Genomic DNA, 17617 nt, shown 5'->3' on the forward strand with positions numbered 1-17617 from the left:
AGCTGCAGGAGGATCTGCGGTTGCGCGTCACCGCCCATCGTCCCGAACACGGCCGCGAGCTGACCGTCGTCCTCGGACGCCATCGCGGGCGAGAGCGTGTGCGGCGGACGGCGACCGGGCGCGAGCTCCGCCGGATGAGCTGCGGTGAGCGAGAAGCCGAGCCCGCGGTTGTGCAGGTTGATGCCCGTGGCCGGCTCGACGAGGTGGCTCCCGAACCCATTCGCGTTCGACTGGATGAGCGACACCGCCATCTCCTGTCCGTCGCGCGTCCGACCCGCGGTGCAGAGGTAGGTCGTGTCACCGTCGGCTGCGGGAGCGCGACGGTCGGTCGTCGCATGCTCCCGATCGATCTCGTGCACGCGGGTGGCGATCTCGGCGAGGAGCTGATCTCCAGACGCGTCCTCGTGCAGGACGTCGGGCCGGTCGTGGCCGGCGGCGATCGCAGATTCGATCAGGAGGTGGGCCCATCGGGCGTCGTCGGGGTTGGCCGGCAGGTCGAGGTCCGTCGCGAGCAGCGCACCGCCGAGCGTGAGGTATCCCTGCGAGTTGGGGCCGATCGTGTGCAGGTCGACGCCGAAGGCAGACGCCGAGAGGGGTTCGACCCAATCGGCCTGGACCATCGCGAGATCGGAATCGCTGAACTGGCCGTCACCGAGCTCCTGGAGCCCCTGACCGAACGGGCCCTGATAGAAGCCCGCGCGCCCCGATGCGGCGACCCCCGCGAGCGTGAGGGCCAGGCCGGGGCGTCGCACGATGTCACCTCGTCGAGTGATCTGTTCGGCAAGCTCGCGCAGCTCGAGCCGACTGCGCTCGTCGAGGTGGCCGACCATCGCCGCCAAAGGCGCACTCGCGAGAAATCCGTTCGCAGCGAGCCTCTCCGCCGGTGCGAGGAGGACCTCCATCGGCAGTGTCGCGAATCGTTCATGCAGTGCGATCCAGCCGTCGACGCAGCCGGGGACGGTCACCGACTCGACGTGGTGCCGTTGCGGCATCGCCGTATGACCCCGATCGCGCAGATCCCGCGCGCTGACGCCGGAACCGGCGCGGCCCGACGCGTTCAACGCGTACACCTCCCCGTCGACGTGTACGAGTGCGAAGAGGTCCCCGCCGAGTCCGCAGAGGTGAGGTCCGACGACGGCCATCGCCGCATTGGTCGCGATGGCTGCGTCGACGGCGTTGCCACCGCGTGCGAACATCTCCACGCCGGCCGACGTTGCGACGTGATCGGCCGAGGCGACGAGATGGTTCGGAGCCCGGACCGATCGTGGTGGCGGATTGGCGATCGACACGCCACGACCGTAGTGACATCGACGTCGGGCTCTCGACCGCGCTCCCGTGGCGTGGCGACTTCAGGCCGGGTCGACCCACCGACCGCGTTGGACCAGCACGTCGCGCAGGAGCTCGCAGTCGTCGGTCATGATGCCGTCGACGCCGAGATCGAGCAGTCGCTCCATCTCCGCACGATCGTCGATCGTCCACACGTGGACCGGCATGCCACACCGGCGACTCGACCGGACGAACCGCTCGTCGACGACTCGGATCCGACCGGCGGACGGGGGGACCTGGGCGGCGCGCAGCCGTCGGCCCGGCGGGCGACCGAGGATCCGCAGCGACGCGACCTCGATCGGTGACATGTTCGTCATCAGCGTCGGCCCGGCCAGCGACCTCATCCGGCGCAACGACCGAAAGCTGAAACTCGCGAGACACACCCGATCGATCGCGTCGAACGCGCGCACCATCTCCACGAGCGGTTCGACCGAATGCGGTGATTTGGCGTCGATGTTGAACCGGGCATCGGGGAACGTCTCGAACAGGTCCGACATCAGCGGGATCTCGTGGGAGCCGTCCACGCGGGCCGCGGCGACCTCGGCCGATGACATCTCGCCGATGCGGGCGTCGATGCCACACGTCCTGGTGAGGTCGGGGTCGTGGAACGCGACGAGCGTGCCGTCGGTCGTCAGGTGGACGTCGGTCTCGAGGTACCGGTAGCCGAGCGAGACGGCGTGTTCGAACGCCGCCATCGTGTTCTCGGGCGCCGCCCGATTGCCGCCCCGATGCGCGAACGCGATCGGCCCGGGCCAATCGAGATACGGATGAACGTCCACGATCAGCAGTGTGTCAGAGCGTGATGGGGTGGATGGGGCGAATCAGACCCGCCCCGTCGCGGCACTCAGATCGAGCGTCCCGCGGCCTTCCAGTATTCGTCTTTCAGGAGTCGCTTGTAGAGCTTTCCGGTCGGGTGGCGGGGGAGCTCGTCGCGGAAGTCGATCGAGCGGGGGCACTTGACGTCGGCGATCTGACTGCGACAGAACTGGATCAACTCGCCCGCCAACGACTGCGCCTCGGCCTCATCCGCCGGCATCTGCCGTGGCTGGACGACGGCCTTGACCTCTTCGCCGAAGTCGTCGTTCGGGACGCCGAAAACCGCGACGTCGATCACCTTGTCGTGCGTGACGAGGACGTTCTCGGCTTCCTGCGGATAGATGTTCACACCGCCGGAGATGATCATGTAGGCCTTGCGGTCCGTCAGGTACAGGAATCCGTCCGCATCGAGGTAGCCGACGTCACCGAGGGTCGACCATCCCTTGGCGTGGCGAGAACTCTTCGTCTTCTCCGGATCGTTGTGGTACTCGAAGGCTGCCCCGCCCTCGAAGAACACCGTGCCCGACTCACCCTGGGGGACTTCTTCACCGTCCTCACCGCAGATGTGCAGCGTGCAGTTGAGCGGGGATCCGACGGTGCCCTCGTGGGCGAGCCATGCCTCCGGGCTGGCGTACACGAACCCGTTCCCCTCCGAACCGGCGTAGTACTCGTGGATGACCGGTCCGAACCAGTCCATCATCGACTTCTTGGTCGGGATCGGACACGGGGCGGCGGCATGGATGACGTACTCGAGCGACGACACGTCGTACTGCGTCCGGGTCTCCTCCGGCAGTTTGAGCATGCGCACGAACATCGTCGGGACGACCTGGCTGTGGGTGATGCGGTGCTCCTCGACGAGCTGGATGTACCGCTCGGCGTCGAAGTTCTCCATCGCCACGATCGAGGCGCCGAGCGCGTGCTGCGACATGCAGAAACGCAACGGAGCTGCGTGGTAGAAGGGCGCGGGGGAGAGGTAGCGCTTCGTGTCGTCGACACCGAACAGCAGCTGGCAGACGCCGGTGACACCGTTGTTCCAGGTGTCGAGCGGCTCGTTGGGGAACTCGCGGGCGATGCCCTTCGGCATCCCGGTCGTTCCCGACGAGTAGAGCATGTCGAGCCCGGCGATGCGCTCCTCGTCGAGCGGTTCGGGCGACTGTCCCTCCACCGCGGTCTCGTAGCTCTCGTATCCGTCGATCGTGCCGTCGAGCATCAGTCGCAGTTCGACATCGGGCGTGTTCGCCACGATCTCGCCCGCCTGATCCGCCTTGTACTTCGAGGTGATGTACGCCCGTGCTCCGCAGTCGTTGATGATGTACTCGAGCTCCGAGCTCTGCAGTCGTGACGACGCGGCGGTGTAGATCAAGCCCGCGTAGTGACAGCCCCAGATCACCTCCATGTAGCGATCGTGGTTCTCCATGCAGATCGCGATGTGGTCACCGGGATTCAGACCGGCCGCACGCAGCAGGCGGCTGAGTCGATTCGCCGCAGCGTCGAGCTCGGTGTAGGTCTGGGTGAAGCCGGAACCGGCCATCGTGAGAGCGGGTTTGTCACCGTGGGTGTCGAGATGTGCGCCGGGGAACATGGAGTCGAAACGTAGCCGCGTCCGACATTCGGGTCAGCATGGAGCGCTAGCGTGACGTCGACATGAGCATCGGTCGGTTCGGGCAGGTGGTGACCGCACCCGATCTCCGTCTCGACGCAGCCTGCCTGGCCATGTCGAGCGCGATCCAGCGTCCGCTCGACGAACTCGAATGGCTCACGACGCTCGACCTGCTCGCTGCCGAGTGCCCGTCGGACGACGTCGACGGCGTCGCCCGCTACCTGTTCGGTGACCTCGGTTTCCACGGCAACGCAACCGCGTACTACGACTGGCGCAACTCGTGCCTCGACCGCGTGATCCAGACGCACGTCGGGATCCCGATCAGCCTGTCGGTGCTGATGATCGAAGTGGCTCGACGGGTGGGCGTCCGCCTCGTCGGGGTCGCGATGCCCGCGCACTTCCTGGTCCGCACCGTCGACGGTCCGGTGCGCTTCTTCGATCCGTTCGGAGCCGGCGTCGAACTCGATCGGCAGGGCGCACGCGAGTTGTTCGAGACCGTCACGCGCGGTCAGGTCCCGTGGAGCGACACCTTTCTCCGGCCGACGTTCGCTCAGCCGATCATCGTGCGCATGCTGAACAATCTGCGCGCGATCTTCCAGAGCCGCACCGACGAGTTGCGCCTCGGGATCGTGATGGAGATGCGCGCCCGGATCCCCCAGTTGGCCGAGGCCGAGCGCGACGAGATCGATTGGGCGACCGCCGTCTTCAACTGATTCTCGCCGTCGCTCCAGCGGGTTCGATGCGGCCGGTCGTCCAGCGGTACCTTCGCAGCATGACGATGACGGACAACGCCACCGAACTCTCCGCGGACGAGCAGCGGGTCAACGCGCTGATCGACGATCTCCTCGAGAACTTCCCTCCGGCCGACACCAAGCCGATGGATTTCCTCGGCGCGCAATTCGATCGCGGTCTCGCGTGGATCCATTTCCCCGAGGGCCACGGTGGTCTGGGACTGACTCCGAAACTGCAGCGTCTGGTCAACGAGCGGGTGTACGGCGCGGGTGGTCCCAATGCAATGTTCCGCAATCCGATCGGTCACGGCATGTGCGGACCGACCGTCGTGGCATGGGGGAGCGACGAGCAGAAGGCGCGCTACCTGCGCCCACTGTTCACCGGCGAGGAGGTCTGGTGCCAGCTGTTCTCCGAGCCCGGTTCGGGATCGGACTTCGCCGGCCTCTCGGCCACCGGGGTCCAGGACGGCGAGGAGTGGATCTGCAACGGCCAGAAGGTCTGGACCACGCTGGCGCACCTGTCGAAGTGGGGATTGCTGATCGTCCGCACCGATCCGCAGGCCGTGAAACACGCGGGACTGACGGCGTTCGTCGTCGACATGCAGGATCCGACCGTCGACATCCGACCACTCCGCCAGATGACCGGAGAGGCCGAGTTCAACGAGGTCTTCTTCTCCGACACCCGCATCCCGTCGTCGGAGATGCTCGGCAAGCCCGGTGACGGCTGGCGCGTCTCGTTGACGACGCTGATGAACGAGCGCGTGTCCATCGGCGGAACCATCCCGCAGAAGGGATCGGGCATGATCGGCGAACTCGTGCGGACGTGGCAGAGCGCCGATCCGAGCCGCCAGAACCCGGCGACCAAGGACGCGATGATGTCGCTGTGGTCCCGTGCCGAGGTGGCACGACTCACGAACATCCGCGCCAGTCAGAACCGCAAGATGGGCGACCCCGGCCCCGAGGGGTCGATCGGCAAGATGGCATCCGCCGATCTCAACAAGGAGATCTACGAACTGGTCGTCGACCTGATGGGTCCCGACGGGATGCTCTACGGGAGTTACGAGATGATCCGTCCCGAGACCGCGATGGGGTCGGACACACCCCAGAAGGCGTTCCTCCGCGTCCGTGCCAACTCGATCGAAGGGGGCACGTCGGAGGTGATGCGCAACATCTTGGGCGAACGGGTTCTCGGTCTGCCCGGTGACGTGCGCGTCGATCGCGACGTTCCGTGGAGCGAGGTTCCGCGGAACTGAGCGAGCCGGCACCGAACACGCCGGGACCGGGCGACCGGGCCGTCGTCGTCAGGGCACCAGGCCGGCGAGGACATCGCTGGCCCCGAGACTGCGATCATCCATGCCCGGACGGTCGAGCAGGCTGCCACCCAACAGGACCGTCGAGGCGTCCTCGATCGACGCCTGGAGTTCGCGGATGTTGCGCGGCGGCGGGAAGTACTCGTCTTCGTCGGTGACCATCACCAGTTCGACCCCGTCGACGGGGTCGAGGAAGTCGATCACCGCGTCGACGAGTTCTTCGGGGGCGGACGCTCCAGCGGTCACGCCGACGACTCCGCCGATGCCGTCGGGGAGTTCGGCCACCGTGTTGACGCGGTAGACCTGCTCACACCCCTCGTGTCGCGCGAGCTTCTCGAGGGCGAGGGTGTTCGACGAGTTCCCGGATCCGATGACGACGATCGCGTCGCACCGACGAGCCAGTTCCTCGATCGCGGCCTGGCGGTTCGTCGTCGCGAAGCACAGGTCGCTGCGGCCCGGCGTCCACACATCCGGAAAGCGTTCCTTCACGGCCACCGCCACGCCCTTCCAGTCTCGGTGCGACAGCGTCGTCTGCGCCAACAGCGCGACGGGCTGGTCGGTGTCGGCGAGAGCCTCGACCTCGGCGACCGATTCGACCCGGTCGATCGAGCCGGGTGCGACCGCCATCGTGCCGACGGCTTCCTCGTGTCCCTCGTGGCCCACGTAGACGATCCGGAATCCCTTGCCGGCTCGCACCTTCACCTCGTGATGCACCTTGGTGACGAGCGGGCACACCGAGTCGACCACGTACGATCCACGGGCCCGAGCGGCCTCGACCACCTCGGGTGCCGAACCGTGCGCCGACAGCATGATCGGGCTTCCGGGCGGGACCTCCTCGATGTCGTCGACGAAGATCACCCCCTGGTCCTCGAATCGCTTCACGACCAACTTGTTGTGGACGATCTCGTGGTAGCAGTACACCGGCGCGGGGAACGCTCGCACCATCCACGCGAGGGCCTTGATCGCCATCTCGACGCCGGCGCAGAAGCCACGCGGCTCGGCGAGCAGGACCTGCTCGACTCGGGAACCGGTCGGTGACGGGGCGTCGGCGCTCATCTCGACGCCAATCTACCGACTCGACGGCGCCGGTAGCGTGGAGCGGCTATGTCCCAGACCCTCGCTCGCTCGCTCGCACCGCTGGTGGTGTCGGTCGCGCCCGGTTCCCCGGCGGAGGACGTCGGCGTGATGACCGGCGACGAGATCATCGGGGTCAACGGCGAGATGCCCCGCGACATCATCGAGTGGCAGATGGCGACCGACGAAGCCCAGGTCGAGCTCGACGTGACCCGCGGCGGAATCGAGTTCTCGATGTCGATCGAGAAGCCCGAGGGATCGCCGCTCGGGATCGAGGTGTCGAGTGCGGTGTTCGACCGTGTCCGCACCTGCGACAACCACTGCGAGTTCTGCTTCATCTACCAGCTCCCCAAGGGCATGCGCCGCTCGCTGTACCTCAAGGACGACGACTACCGGCTGTCGTTCCTGTACGGGAACTTCACGACGCTGACGCGTTTCACCGAGGCCGACCTCGAGCGTGTCGTCACCGAGCGCTTGTCTCCGTTGCACGTCAGCATCCACGCCACCGATCCGGACGTGCGGAGCGACATGTTGAAGAACCCACGCGGTGCGATGAGCTTGCGCTGGCTGCGCGCGCTGCTCGACCACGACATCGTGGTGAAGGGCCAGATCGTCGTGTGCCCCGGTGTCAACGACGGCGCCGTACTCGACGACACGATGGCCGGCATCCTCGACCGATATCCCGAACTCGACTCGGTCGCGGTCGTGCCACTCGGCATCTCCAAGTTCAACGGCGAGGAAGCAATGCGCTTCCACACGCTCCGGGAGGCGCAGGATGTCGTCGACACCGTCGCCGATTGGCAGGACGTGTTCGAAGCGACCCTCGGTCGTCGGATGGTCTACGCGGCGGATGAGTACTACCTGATGGCGGAACGGCCGTTCCCCGACGCCGAGCGCTACGACGGTTTCCACATGCACGAGGACGGCATCGGGATGGCCCGAACGTTCGAGGCCGAGTTCCACGGCCACACCGACACCGTCACCGGCGTTCAACGCGGCTTCTTCGCGTCCGTCGACGCCCCACCGAACCCCGCGGCCTACACCGGCCTCCACAAATGCGCATCGGTGCCAGGCACCGACGCGCATTCTGCTCAGGGCGTCACCTTGAAACCGCGGCGTACCGCGTCGATCGGCGTCCTCACCGGAACTCTCGGTGCGCCGGTGATCACGCCGCTCATCGAATCGGTCGGACGCGACGACGTGCGGGTGCTGCCCGTCGCCAACGACTTCTTCGGCGGCAACACCGGCGTCACCGGCCTGATGACCGGCGAGGACGTCTCGCGCGTGCTCGCCTCCGAGCCGACCGGCCACCGCTATCTGCTGCCCGACGTGTGCCTGTCCGACGACGGCCGCTTTCTCGACGGCGTCGCCATCGCCGATCTGCCACGACCGGTCGAGGTCATCGCAACCGACGGTGCCGCACTGCGCGCCGCCCTGGAAGGAACGAAATGACCGACAACACACTTGCAGGCGTCGAAACCGGCGGCCTGCCGACCGTCGTCATCATCGGGCGCCCCAACGTCGGCAAGAGCACCCTCTTCAACCGGATCATCGGAAGCCAACAGGCGATCGTCGAGGACCGACCCGGGATCACCCGCGATCGCAAAGTGCTCGAGGCGTCGTGGCTCGAGGTTCCGTTCCTCGTGATCGACACCGGAGGCTGGATGCCTGTCGGCGACGGCACGGCCCTCGACGACAAGGTCAGCAAGCAGGTCGAAGAGGCCGTGGACGGCGCTGACGTCGTGATGTTCGTGGTCGACGCCTCGGTCGGTTTGACCGACGACGACTCGATGATCGCGAACTGGCTGCGCCGCACTCGCCGCGACGTGATGGTGATCGCGAACAAGGCCGACAACGACCGGCGCGAAGCCGACCGGTGGGAGTTCATGTCGCTCGGACTGGGCGACCCGATTCCGGTGAGTGCGCTTCACGGGCGACGCGCCGGCGACCTGCTCGACGAAGTGATCGCACGATTCCCCGAGGAGGCTCGTGCCCAACGCGACTTCGCCGAATATGAGCACGGCGATGACTGGGATGGCGACGACGAGGTCGCAGCACCCCGGATCGCGATCGTGGGTCGACCCAACGTCGGCAAGAGCACTCTCTTCAACCGCCTGGTGGGGGAGGAGCGCGCGGTCGTCCACGACATGCCCGGAACGACGCGGGACTCGATCGACACGCTGGTCGAGACCGAGGACGGACCGATGGTCTTCATCGACACGGCCGGCATGCGCCGCAAGGGCAAGATCGACGACTCGGCCGAGTACTACTCGATGGTGCGGGCACTGCGCGCGATCGACGATGCCGACGTCGCACTGCTCGTGATCGACGGGACCGAGGGCGTCACCAGCCAGGACCAGCGCCTCGCCGAGCGCGTCAATGCGTCCGGCTGCCCGATCCTGCTCGTCTTGAACAAATGGGAGCTGGTGTCCCCCGAGAATCGCCTCGAGAAGATGGCCGAACTCCACCGTCGACTCGCCTTCGTGGGTGATGCGCCGATCCTGAAGATCTCCGCCCTGACCGGCAAGAACGTCTCCCGACTGCTCCCACACCTGCAGGAGTCGATCGCGCAATACCACACCCGCGTTCCGACGCGGGACATCAACAAGATCATCGCCGCCGCTCAGCAGCGGGCGCCCGGCCCCAAGGGTGCGAAGGTCCTGTACGCCGTTCAGGGCGCGACCGATCCGCCCACGTTCACGCTCTTCGTGAACCGCGAGATCCCGGCCACCTACATGCGCTACATCGAGCGGACGATTCGGGAGGAGTTCGGCCTCGGGTCGACAGCGATCAAGATGCGCGTGCGAAAGAAGTCCTGACGTGCCGTGGTGTGAGGAGTGCGCGAAGTACTACACGCCGAACTCGGTCAACACCGACGGCAGCTGTCCGCAGTGTGGCGAGGTCCTCCAGTTGGGGGAGAACGCCGAGCACACGCACGACGCCGACGACCAGGAGACCAACGACGAATCGGCGCCCTGGCACTTCAAGCTGATGGTCGTGGCGCTCGTCGTGTACCTCGGATGGCGTTTCGTCCAGCTGGTCAGCTGACTCGACCGGCACCGAGAACTGATCCAGGATCGAGGATTCGGGCATCGGTTCGGACTCGGAGGGACGATAGAGTTTCGCCCGCCACGGGCTGTGGCGCAGCTTGGTAGCGCACTTGTCTGGGGGACAAGGGGTCGCAGGTTCAAATCCTGTCAGCCCGACGTACGAGAGTCCTGGTCAGAGGTTTTTCCCTCCGGCCGGGACTTTCTTTGTTTTCGGCCACGTGGACGACTGGGTGGACAATTTCGGCGGTGCCGACGCTCTCACTTCGACATGAGAACTGGAAACGGGTTCGTGAACGGACGGTGGAGCGCACAACCGCGGTCGGGGTATCAGACAGACTGAGGCCTTTGTGTGCCACGGCGGTCAGTGGGATGTCCGACCGATTCTCCGCACGACCTGATCGGGTTCCACCGCCCTCATGTGCCGATCTGATCGGGAGGAACGGTCCGAGCGGGCGCGCGTTCTGGAGCGGTTTCGTTCTCGTGCCATGTGCGGTCGGGTGGGACGGCAGTGGGTGGTGTGCGTGGGCGACGGCGTTGACTGGCCGCGTCGACGTCGGCGAAAACTCGCCCAGGAGTCGTTGATCAGCTCTCTCTCGATCGCCTCGACGACATCCACGATCCCGGCGGGTACTTGCGCGTAGCGATGGTGAATGCGTGCCGGTCCTGGCACCGCTCCGCGACACGGGAACGGACAACGACTCGCCGGAACACATCACGAGACTTCGGATCAGTTCTTGTTCGAGAGTTCGGTGGAGATGCTCGATCTGCTCGGCGGCCCTCCGTATCGGCATCGTGCAGCGCTGTGGTTGCGGTTCTGGGCAGGTTGGTCCGATGGTGAGATCGCTGAGGCGATGGGGTGTCGGCGAGCAAGTGTGCGGGTGTTTGCTTCGCCAGAAAACGAACCTGGCACTCACGTCGACCGTCGTGTGCACGAGCGCGACGGTCGACGAGGGCTCGCTGACCTGCACCGAGCTCGAAGGACAGATCGAAGCCCACTCCCTCCCGACCGCAGCCCCGCCCGACGCTGACGAGACAGAGAACGAGATCTCGCTCCGCACTCTCCACATCGATGCGAACCCAGCCGACCACATCCAGTTCACGAAAGCGCGCGCCCCAACCCGGCTTTCGGTGAGAGGGACCGACGGCTTCATGATCCGTGACGACCGAGAGACCACACTCGTGTGGAGCGAACGGCCCGGCACGATCTCGACACTCACCACGAAAACCGGCACGGGACATGACCCCGTTGCGCTGGCTGAGGACCTCGTTCCGAGGTTGTGGCCAGCCGCGGTGCGCCCCCCGATAGCCGCTGTCGACCTCGCGACCACCTGGAGAGGGTTTGACAACAACCACCCGTATGCCCTGGCCACGACCCGGCCCGGCGCCGAGTGCATCAGCATGGGCTACATCCCATCCGGAGCAACGGCGACAAACTCGGTGGCCGGCGAGAACCTTGCCTGCACCGCGTCAGACGAGCAGGCGTGGACGGTCGGCGCCATCTCGGACCATGCGAGAGCCGACGATCCGGCTCGCGCCGACCAGGATGTGTTCGCTGGCGTCAAACCCAACTCGGTCACCCGGATCGAGATGAGCCTCGAGGTCGGACGAAATCTGAGCGTTGAGACCGTCGCCGTCGCCGGTCTCGACAGCCGAGCGTGGGCGACACCAGCAGGCGCACCACAAGGAACGATCTCGATCGGCACGATCACCGGGCACGCCGGCGACGGCGACGGCGACGTCATCGTCTCGTTCGAAGAATGAGACCCTTCCTGGCGTCGATGGGCTCGCCGATCGCAACCCCGGCGGCGCATCCCGAGCACCCTGCCGCTCGCTGTCGTGCCGATCTGGGCGGGTCGTGGCCGTCCAGGAGCTGCGACGATACCGAGCGGGGAAACACCAACGTATATCCAAAAGTCATACCCGTATATACTCGCGTCGTGACCAAACGGCTGATCGATGTCGACGACGATGCGCTCGATGCCGCCCGCGCCAAGCTGGGCACCCAGACGATCAAGGACACGGTCAACGAAGCCCTTCGAACGGCAGCACGCGAGCGCGGCGTTGAGCTCGCCAGCGCGCTCTCGACTCTGGCAGAGGTGGAACTGGACGACCGCGGCGCCGCGTGGCGCTGATGTACCTCCTCGACACCAGTGTCATCACGCGCCTTCGCGAGCCGACGATCGTGCAGCGAATCGAGCAACTCGACCGCAACGGGCTGGCGCGAGCTGCGATGACAGACCTCGAGATCGGATTCTCGGCGCGCAACGGTGACGACTGGGATCGACTCGTCGTCGCCCTCGGCGCGTTTCGTCGCATCGACGTCGAAGCGCGTCACTTCGATCGCGCCGGTCAGGTCCAGCGAGCGCTCGCTGCGGAGGGCCTTCGAGGACGCAAGGTTCCTGACCTCTTGATCGCGGCCGTGGCCGAGTTGGGATCACTCATCGTGGTTCACTACGACGCCGATTTCGACCACATCGCAAACGTGACCGGACAACCGACCGAATGGATCGTCGAACGAGGATCGATCAACTGACCTCTCGCGCCACTCAATGTGCGCCAGCAACGGCTGAAAATTCCCGCCGCGTGTGGCCGGGTGCACCTGTGCCGATCCGCTCGGGGAGGGACTCGTTGAGCGTTGCGCGTTCTGGAGCGGTGTCAGCGGGAGCGAGACGTTCGGTGTTGTGGCTCGGCTCTCAGCCGGTTGTGGGTGGGGCAATCGTGGTCGTGGGTGTGGTGGCTCGGAGCGTGCGGTCGGGGAGGCTGAGCCTGATGACTCTCCCGATCTCGACTGGTGACATGACCGTTCGGTCGGCGGCGTCGAGTTCTGGGACGGTGGTTTGTTGAAATCGAGCAGGTCCTCGACGGCGATTTGGTGCGCATCGGCGATCGATGCCCAGGTGTCGCCGGGCTCGACGACGTACACGGGCAGCGTGGTTGCGGTGAGTTCGATGACGTCGCCGCAGGAAAGTGATGCTCCGGCTGTGGGGTCTTGCCCCACGATGACGTGCCCGTCGCCGAGTTCGGGCTGTACTCCGTCGGATACGACCTCGCGACGCACTTGAGAGTCGAGCCCGACGCTGCGTAGCGCCTCGACCGCCACGGGGTATGCCATCCCTCCAACGTTCGGTACCGTTGTCTCGGCTTCGCCGTCACTGCACGCCGAGTCGTCCACGGCGATCGCTGCTGGAGGCGCCCCTTGCGGCACGGTCGTCGTCGCCGAGGGTTGTACGGCGGTGTCGGTCAGCGCTGTTCCGGCGGGTTGTCCGCCTGCAGTCGAATCGTCGTTGCTTCGGCTGCCAGTGCTGGCGAGCGCGAGCCCAGCATCGCAGGCGATGACGAGCAGTGCTGCAGCCGCGTGAACGACCGCCCGACCGAAACGCTGTTCGGGAGGCGCACCGCTCGACCGACGCCCATTCGGCGGAGTCGAGGATCGCGACTCCGCACCCCATCAGTTTCGCGCGTTCCCGTTCTGCCCGTTCCGGCCACCGAGGTTCGCCGCCCCCGGGAGTGGCCCCGAGTACGAGGTACTGGCGACCCGCCCCTGATTCTCATCCGAGAGCCGGATCCATGACCGATCCGGATCGTCGATCGCCGATGACCGCCACTGGAGGATCTGAGCCATCACCGGTTGACGGCGAATCGCCTGGCACAACTCCACCACATTGACCTTCTGTGACGCGATCTCGGCCGGCGTGACGATCGCTCCAGCTCGCATCATCGAGCTTTCCGTACGGTCGGATGGGGCGGCATCGAGATCATTCCCCACCCTCGACGCGCCGTCGCTGTCCTCCCGATCCAGCCACCCGGCACGGCGGCCGGTGGCCGGGATGTTGAGACAGGCCTCGAGCTCGTCGGCGCTGCCGTCTCGCTCGCATGCGGCGAGCAGATCGGTTCCGGTTCGAATCCCGCGGGTCCGCAAGCACTGCACCCGCGGATCGAGGTCGGAACCGGGCATCCCGACGACGACCATGAGCGCCGCCTGGTCGGCCCAGTCGACGATGCGACCGATCGGGAGCCGGGTCTGCAGCATGACCGCGGCGAGGTCACTCGAGGCAAGCGCGGCGACGTCCGGAATACCCTCGGCCTCGAGTCGACCGGCGTCGTAGATGTCGATTCCGTCGATGTGTTCGAGGGGACGATTCACCGCGAAGGTGTCGCCGGCGACCGACTTCACCATGCCGCGCGCCCGGTGCGTGATCCCGTCGAGGACGGTCGTCGGAATGACTCCCGCCAGGAACGCGAGCCCCCAGATGATCTCCGGTCGATCCGTGGAGGGGAACAGGATTGCGTTGATGAGGTACGCGATGACGACGACGGTGATGAGCCGTGCGGTGATCTGGTTGTAGAGCTTGGCCCGCAGGTCCCCGCGGAAGTAGCTGCGCAGGACGAGGTAGATGCCGAAGAAGTACGCCCCGAGGAATGCCATTCCCGCGGCGCTCGGGTCGGGAGCGAGGATCTGGAAGTACGGCGTTGCTTGAATCGTTTCCTCGTTCGCAGCAGCGGCCTTCATCGACTGCTCGGCCTCACCGCTCGCAGCATTCGCGGCCGTCTGCGCCTCCTCGAGCGTGCCGAGTGCCGTCACTTCACGTCCGACGGTCGCGGCGGGCGCCGACTCGGTCTGCGCGCTCGTCTCGGCGATCGCTTGGGTCGCCTCCTGCGCCGACGATGCCGCGGCTGCGGCATCCACAGCGTCGAGCGCCGCCGCCTGCGCCTCACCTTCGGTCGACGCGTTCGCCGCGACTTCGGCTGCAGTTGCTGCCAGCGCAGCCTGCTGCTCGGCGACGAGCGTGAGTTGCGATGCGTTCGCGGCGCCCGAGAAGTCGAACGACTCGGTGCGAATGACGAGGACGGTCCAGCCCAGTGCGATCAGGATCGTGGCGATCACGATCGGTGAGTTCTTGCCGCCGAGCCCGCGAACCGAATCGTCGGAGTTGTTCGATGCCTCGTACATCGCGTGGCCGTACGTGGCGTCGATGTCGGCAACCGTTCTCATCCGCCCATCCATTCGGAACAGAGCTCGGACCCAGGTGCTGCGGATGCTTCCCGCCCGCATTCGATCGAACTGGAAGAACAACAGTGCGGGGAAGAGCGACAGGACGCATGTGTAGGTGATCTGGATGAGTCGGGCAACCAGGCGACTCTCGAGGCCCGATTTGACCCGCAGACCTCCGTTCATCACGAGGTAGTCGCTCGCATCGGTCGCGACGAGGACACCGGCGGTCGGCATCGCTGCCCCCACCAACAGGACGATCGCGAGAGTGAGGAACTGTCGTGCATTGCGCGCGGTCTGATTGCCGTCGGAGTACGACCCACCGATCCCGAATGCGACATCGCCGGCATCGGACCCCTCGCGTGAAGCTCGCTTCTTTCGATCGAGTTCGCGCACCGCTCCAGCGACCAGCAACACCGCGAGCACGACCACACCGATCGCGGCCGCGACGCCGAACTCGGACCGCAACAGTGTGCCGAACCGGAGGATGTCGAAGATCGCGATGCCTGCGACCACGGCCAGCGACAACCACGCAACCCAGATCAGGGTGTCGACGAAGGAGATCGTCTCGACGTAACGCCGGACGAGGACCTCGTGACGCTGCCGATGCGGTCGCAGCAGGTCCTCGAACGGTTGGAGTCGGTCGCCCTTGACCACGCGCTCGGCGAGCGGCGGGATGTGCAACTCGCCGAACCGGTCGTCGGGGTGGACGATCTGGATGAGGTACGGCGTGCGGTTGCTGACGAAGTAGCGGTAGTCCGGCGAGATCTCGAAGGAGCCGCGGAACCGCTGACCGACATCAGCGTCACCTTCCACGGACGACGATGGCGCAGCCTCCCGAAATGGTGTCGCTGCGATCTCGAACGACCCGTCGTGGTCGTGGAAATTCGTGTCGGTCGACGTCCCCATTGCAACCCCCCGCTGGACCAAGACGAGGCCATTCGGAGCGGAGGACACTTCCCGCAGACATCGACACCGACTCGGTATCTCGTGTTCGACGGTACCGATGGCGGGTCCGCCCGTCCAGCGATATCACGGCCCCCGGTCGGAAGTCACAATCGCACGACCACCCAGCGAAGGGGCCGGGAACGGCGCCGCGCCCCCGGCCCGACGTTCGGAATGACCGCACGTATCACCGGGTATCGATCACAGCTCGGCCGTTGCCCCGATGTCCGCGACGTGTTCGAGGATCCGCGTCGAATACGCATACACCATCGCCGCGCCGCGCTCGTTGCCGGCGTCGAACGTGCCGATGAGCGACATCGCTCCCGACAGGTAGTACATCGCTGCCTCCTTGTAGTGCAGGACGCAGTCGTCCCACTCGTAGTCGATCCCGGTGTCCGTGACGGCTTCGTGCCAGCGGCGCAACAGTCGTTCCCAATGGGCGGCTCCGTCCTCGATCGTCATGCTCGTGCCGATCAGGTACGCGATGTCGGCCACCGCTCGTCCCCGCAACGCGAGTTGGAAGTCGATCACCGCCACCTCGTTCGATCCGTCACTCGCGAACAGAACGTTGTCCAGTCGCGTGTCGGTGTGGATGATCGTGCGTGGCCCCGTGGACGTTCGGTCCATCAGATCCTCGAATCGCGGCTCGACGGCGCGAGCGGCGGCCAGTGCCTCGGGTGACACCCGGTCGGTCCATTCGGCCTCGAGGACGGGGAGCCCGGCCCGATAGATCCCGGGGACGGCAGCCCGATACTCCGGAGCGTTCGGGACCGGAAGCCAGTCCATCGACTCGAGGTCCGGGTGCTCCCACCACTGGACGTGGAAGGGGACCAGCGCGTCGACCACCGCATCGGCCTGCGCCGGTGTCGCACCGACGACCTGGTCGCCGACCACGAAATCACCGGCCAGATCCTCGATGATCAACACGAACCGTCCGTCACCGCCACGCTGCACGAGGTAGCTGGCCGGAATCCGGAACGGCATCGTCGAGGCGAGCTCCTCGTAGAAGCGGAGTTCGCGCTCGTAGATGCCCAGTGCGTTGGCGATCGCGAGGTTCTCCGGCTCGAGACACGCCATCTTGACCACCATCCGGCTCGGCGATGATCCGGCGTCCCCGGCATATCCGACGTCGAGCCGCGAGATCTGGCCGAAGATTCCGGTGCCCTCGCCGATGTCGTCGTGTTCGACCGATGTGATCTCGGGCCACCCGGTCAGCGCGTTGTTCAGCCACTGCGCATCGATGCCGTCGGGGGTATCGGGAATCGTGACCTCGTCCATCGCACCAGTATGACCGTCGTCACTGCTGGGCCCCGGCTCGGAGCGCCTCGCGCGTCAGCTGCGGGACAGCGGAGCCCGGTACGGTGGATCGCAGGATCAATCCCAGCGAAATCGACGACATCTCGACATGACCGACAGCACCACAATGATCTCCGGCTCCGACCCCTGTTGCGCCGGCAGCACCGGATGGATCGACCGAGGCACCGCCGACGCGCTCGCCACGCGCCTCGCCGCCGCAGCCGACCCGGTTCGGCTCCAGGTGTTGTCGATCATCGCGAATGCCCCAGCAGGGGAGGTGTGCGCCTGCGATTTCGTCGGGCCACTCGAGAAGTCACAGCCCACGGTTTCGCACCATCTGAAGGTGCTCACCGAAGCCGGTCTCGTCGAAGGGGACAAGCGCGGGCGATGGATCTGGTATCGCCTCGCCGCATCGGCCGTCGACGACCTCGCCGGCTCGCTCGGCTCGATCGTCGTCCCGGCCGGTACGGAGTCCTGAG

Annotated in this window: 16 protein-coding genes, 1 tRNA gene and 1 pseudogene; 11 read left to right on the top strand and 7 right to left on the bottom strand. The window is 66.2% G+C overall.

What is annotated here, in order from left to right; all coding sequences use genetic code 11:
- The 3 genes from WBV89_RS01575 to WBV89_RS01585 form a co-directional block, all read right to left on the bottom strand.
- Positions 1-1289 (bottom strand): gamma-glutamyltransferase family protein (locus WBV89_RS01575; RefSeq protein WP_423979585.1); only part of this gene is annotated, 1289 nt, incomplete at its 3' end.
- A gap of 60 nt (positions 1290-1349) precedes the next feature.
- Positions 1350-2105, bottom strand: coding sequence for a glycerophosphodiester phosphodiesterase (locus tag WBV89_RS01580; RefSeq protein ID WP_423979586.1), 756 nt, complete (start codon positions 2103-2105; stop codon positions 1350-1352).
- A gap of 65 nt (positions 2106-2170) precedes the next feature.
- Complete coding sequence (locus WBV89_RS01585) at positions 2171-3724, bottom strand: AMP-binding protein (RefSeq protein WP_423979587.1); 1554 nt, start codon at positions 3722-3724, stop codon at positions 2171-2173.
- A 62-nt stretch (positions 3725-3786) separates the two neighbouring features.
- On the opposite strand from WBV89_RS01585, the gene WBV89_RS01590 reads away from it, so the two are divergent.
- Together WBV89_RS01590 and WBV89_RS01595 are read left to right on the top strand one after the other, a co-directional pair.
- Entirely contained in the window at positions 3787-4455 is a 669-nt protein-coding gene (locus WBV89_RS01590; RefSeq protein ID WP_423979588.1) for a transglutaminase family protein, read from the top strand.
- 59 nt (positions 4456-4514) lie between these two features.
- The gene (locus WBV89_RS01595; protein WP_423979589.1) at positions 4515-5726 is read left to right on the top strand and encodes an acyl-CoA dehydrogenase family protein; all 1212 of its coding nucleotides are present in this window, start codon (positions 4515-4517) and stop codon (positions 5724-5726) included.
- Between the two features lie 48 nt (positions 5727-5774).
- Here WBV89_RS01595 and ispH read toward each other — a convergent pair whose 3' ends face one another.
- Positions 5775-6839: a 4-hydroxy-3-methylbut-2-enyl diphosphate reductase gene (gene ispH, locus WBV89_RS01600; protein WP_423979591.1), complete on the bottom strand. Its 1065-nt coding sequence runs from the start codon at positions 6837-6839 to the stop codon at positions 5775-5777.
- A 48-nt stretch (positions 6840-6887) separates the two neighbouring features.
- Here ispH and WBV89_RS01605 point away from each other — a divergent pair, with 48 nt between their 5' ends.
- From WBV89_RS01605 to WBV89_RS01640, 8 genes and pseudogenes are all read left to right on the top strand, one after another.
- Positions 6888-8309, top strand: coding sequence for a DUF512 domain-containing protein (locus WBV89_RS01605; protein ID WP_423979592.1), 1422 nt, complete (start codon positions 6888-6890; stop codon positions 8307-8309).
- Positions 8306-9676 carry a ribosome biogenesis GTPase Der gene (gene der / locus WBV89_RS01610; protein WP_423979593.1) on the top strand — a complete coding sequence of 457 codons (1371 nt, stop codon included), beginning with the start codon at positions 8306-8308 and terminating at the stop codon, positions 9674-9676. The genes WBV89_RS01605 and der overlap by 4 nt, the downstream gene beginning before the upstream one ends.
- Before the next feature lies 1 nt (position 9677).
- Positions 9678-9905, top strand: coding sequence for a hypothetical protein (locus WBV89_RS01615; RefSeq protein WP_423979594.1), 228 nt, complete (start codon positions 9678-9680; stop codon positions 9903-9905).
- An 84-nt stretch (positions 9906-9989) separates the two neighbouring features.
- Positions 9990-10063: transfer RNA gene (locus WBV89_RS01620), tRNA-Pro, on the top strand.
- A 599-nt stretch (positions 10064-10662) separates the two neighbouring features.
- Positions 10663-10764, top strand: a pseudogene (locus WBV89_RS01625) (SigE family RNA polymerase sigma factor); the annotation flags it as partial.
- 25 nt (positions 10765-10789) lie between these two features.
- Positions 10790-11668, top strand: a complete 879-nt coding sequence (locus WBV89_RS01630) for a hypothetical protein (protein WP_423979620.1) — start codon at positions 10790-10792, stop codon at positions 11666-11668.
- Between the two features lie 176 nt (positions 11669-11844).
- Positions 11845-12039, top strand: coding sequence for a hypothetical protein (locus tag WBV89_RS01635; RefSeq protein WP_423979595.1), 195 nt, complete (start codon positions 11845-11847; stop codon positions 12037-12039).
- Entirely contained in the window at positions 12039-12440 is a 402-nt protein-coding gene (locus WBV89_RS01640; protein WP_423979596.1) for a PIN domain nuclease, read from the top strand. The genes WBV89_RS01635 and WBV89_RS01640 overlap by 1 nt, the downstream gene beginning before the upstream one ends.
- On the opposite strand, the gene WBV89_RS01645 is transcribed toward WBV89_RS01640, so the two are convergent.
- The 3 genes from WBV89_RS01645 to WBV89_RS01655 all read right to left on the bottom strand — a co-directional run bounded on the left by WBV89_RS01645 (position 12342) and on the right by WBV89_RS01655 (position 17120).
- On the bottom strand, positions 12342-13112 hold the full coding sequence (locus tag WBV89_RS01645) for a PASTA domain-containing protein (protein ID WP_423979597.1): 771 nt from the start codon (positions 13110-13112) through the stop codon (positions 12342-12344). The two genes, WBV89_RS01640 and WBV89_RS01645, sit on opposite strands and share 99 nt — an antisense overlap.
- Before the next feature lie 243 nt (positions 13113-13355).
- The gene (locus WBV89_RS01650) at positions 13356-15806 is read right to left on the bottom strand and encodes a hypothetical protein (RefSeq protein WP_423979599.1); all 2451 of its coding nucleotides are present in this window, start codon (positions 15804-15806) and stop codon (positions 13356-13358) included.
- Between the two features lie 237 nt (positions 15807-16043).
- The gene (locus tag WBV89_RS01655) at positions 16044-17120 is read right to left on the bottom strand and encodes a phosphotransferase family protein (RefSeq protein WP_423979600.1); all 1077 of its coding nucleotides are present in this window, start codon (positions 17118-17120) and stop codon (positions 16044-16046) included.
- Between the two features lie 127 nt (positions 17121-17247).
- Here WBV89_RS01655 and WBV89_RS01660 point away from each other — a divergent pair, with 127 nt between their 5' ends.
- Positions 17248-17616 (top strand): ArsR/SmtB family transcription factor, encoded by a 369-nt coding sequence (locus WBV89_RS01660; RefSeq protein ID WP_423979601.1) that lies wholly within the window; start codon positions 17248-17250, stop codon positions 17614-17616.
- The last annotated feature ends 1 nt before the right edge of the window (position 17617 follow it).

This window comes from Ilumatobacter sp., from assembly GCF_049588435.1.
Lineage (GTDB): Bacteria > Actinomycetota > Acidimicrobiia > Acidimicrobiales > Ilumatobacteraceae > Ilumatobacter_A.

What these genes read in the sequence shown, in the direction of transcription:
- der (WP_423979593.1), top strand. Translation starts at nt 8,306, where the DNA reads ATGACCGACAACACACTTGCAGGCGTCGAAACCGGCGGCCTGCCGACC.
- ispH (WP_423979591.1), bottom strand. Translation starts at nt 6,839, where the DNA reads ATGAGCGCCGACGCCCCGTCACCGACCGGTTCCCGAGTCGAGCAGGTC.
- WBV89_RS01595 (WP_423979589.1), top strand. Translation starts at nt 4,515, where the DNA reads ATGACGATGACGGACAACGCCACCGAACTCTCCGCGGACGAGCAGCGG.
- WBV89_RS01640 (WP_423979596.1), top strand. Translation starts at nt 12,039, where the DNA reads ATGTACCTCCTCGACACCAGTGTCATCACGCGCCTTCGCGAGCCGACG.
- WBV89_RS01655 (WP_423979600.1), bottom strand. Translation starts at nt 17,120, where the DNA reads ATGGACGAGGTCACGATTCCCGATACCCCCGACGGCATCGATGCGCAG.
- WBV89_RS01605 (WP_423979592.1), top strand. Translation starts at nt 6,888, where the DNA reads ATGTCCCAGACCCTCGCTCGCTCGCTCGCACCGCTGGTGGTGTCGGTC.
- WBV89_RS01590 (WP_423979588.1), top strand. Translation starts at nt 3,787, where the DNA reads ATGAGCATCGGTCGGTTCGGGCAGGTGGTGACCGCACCCGATCTCCGT.
- WBV89_RS01660 (WP_423979601.1), top strand. Translation starts at nt 17,248, where the DNA reads ATGACCGACAGCACCACAATGATCTCCGGCTCCGACCCCTGTTGCGCC.
- WBV89_RS01650 (WP_423979599.1), bottom strand. Translation starts at nt 15,806, where the DNA reads ATGGGGACGTCGACCGACACGAATTTCCACGACCACGACGGGTCGTTC.
- WBV89_RS01585 (WP_423979587.1), bottom strand. Translation starts at nt 3,724, where the DNA reads ATGTTCCCCGGCGCACATCTCGACACCCACGGTGACAAACCCGCTCTC.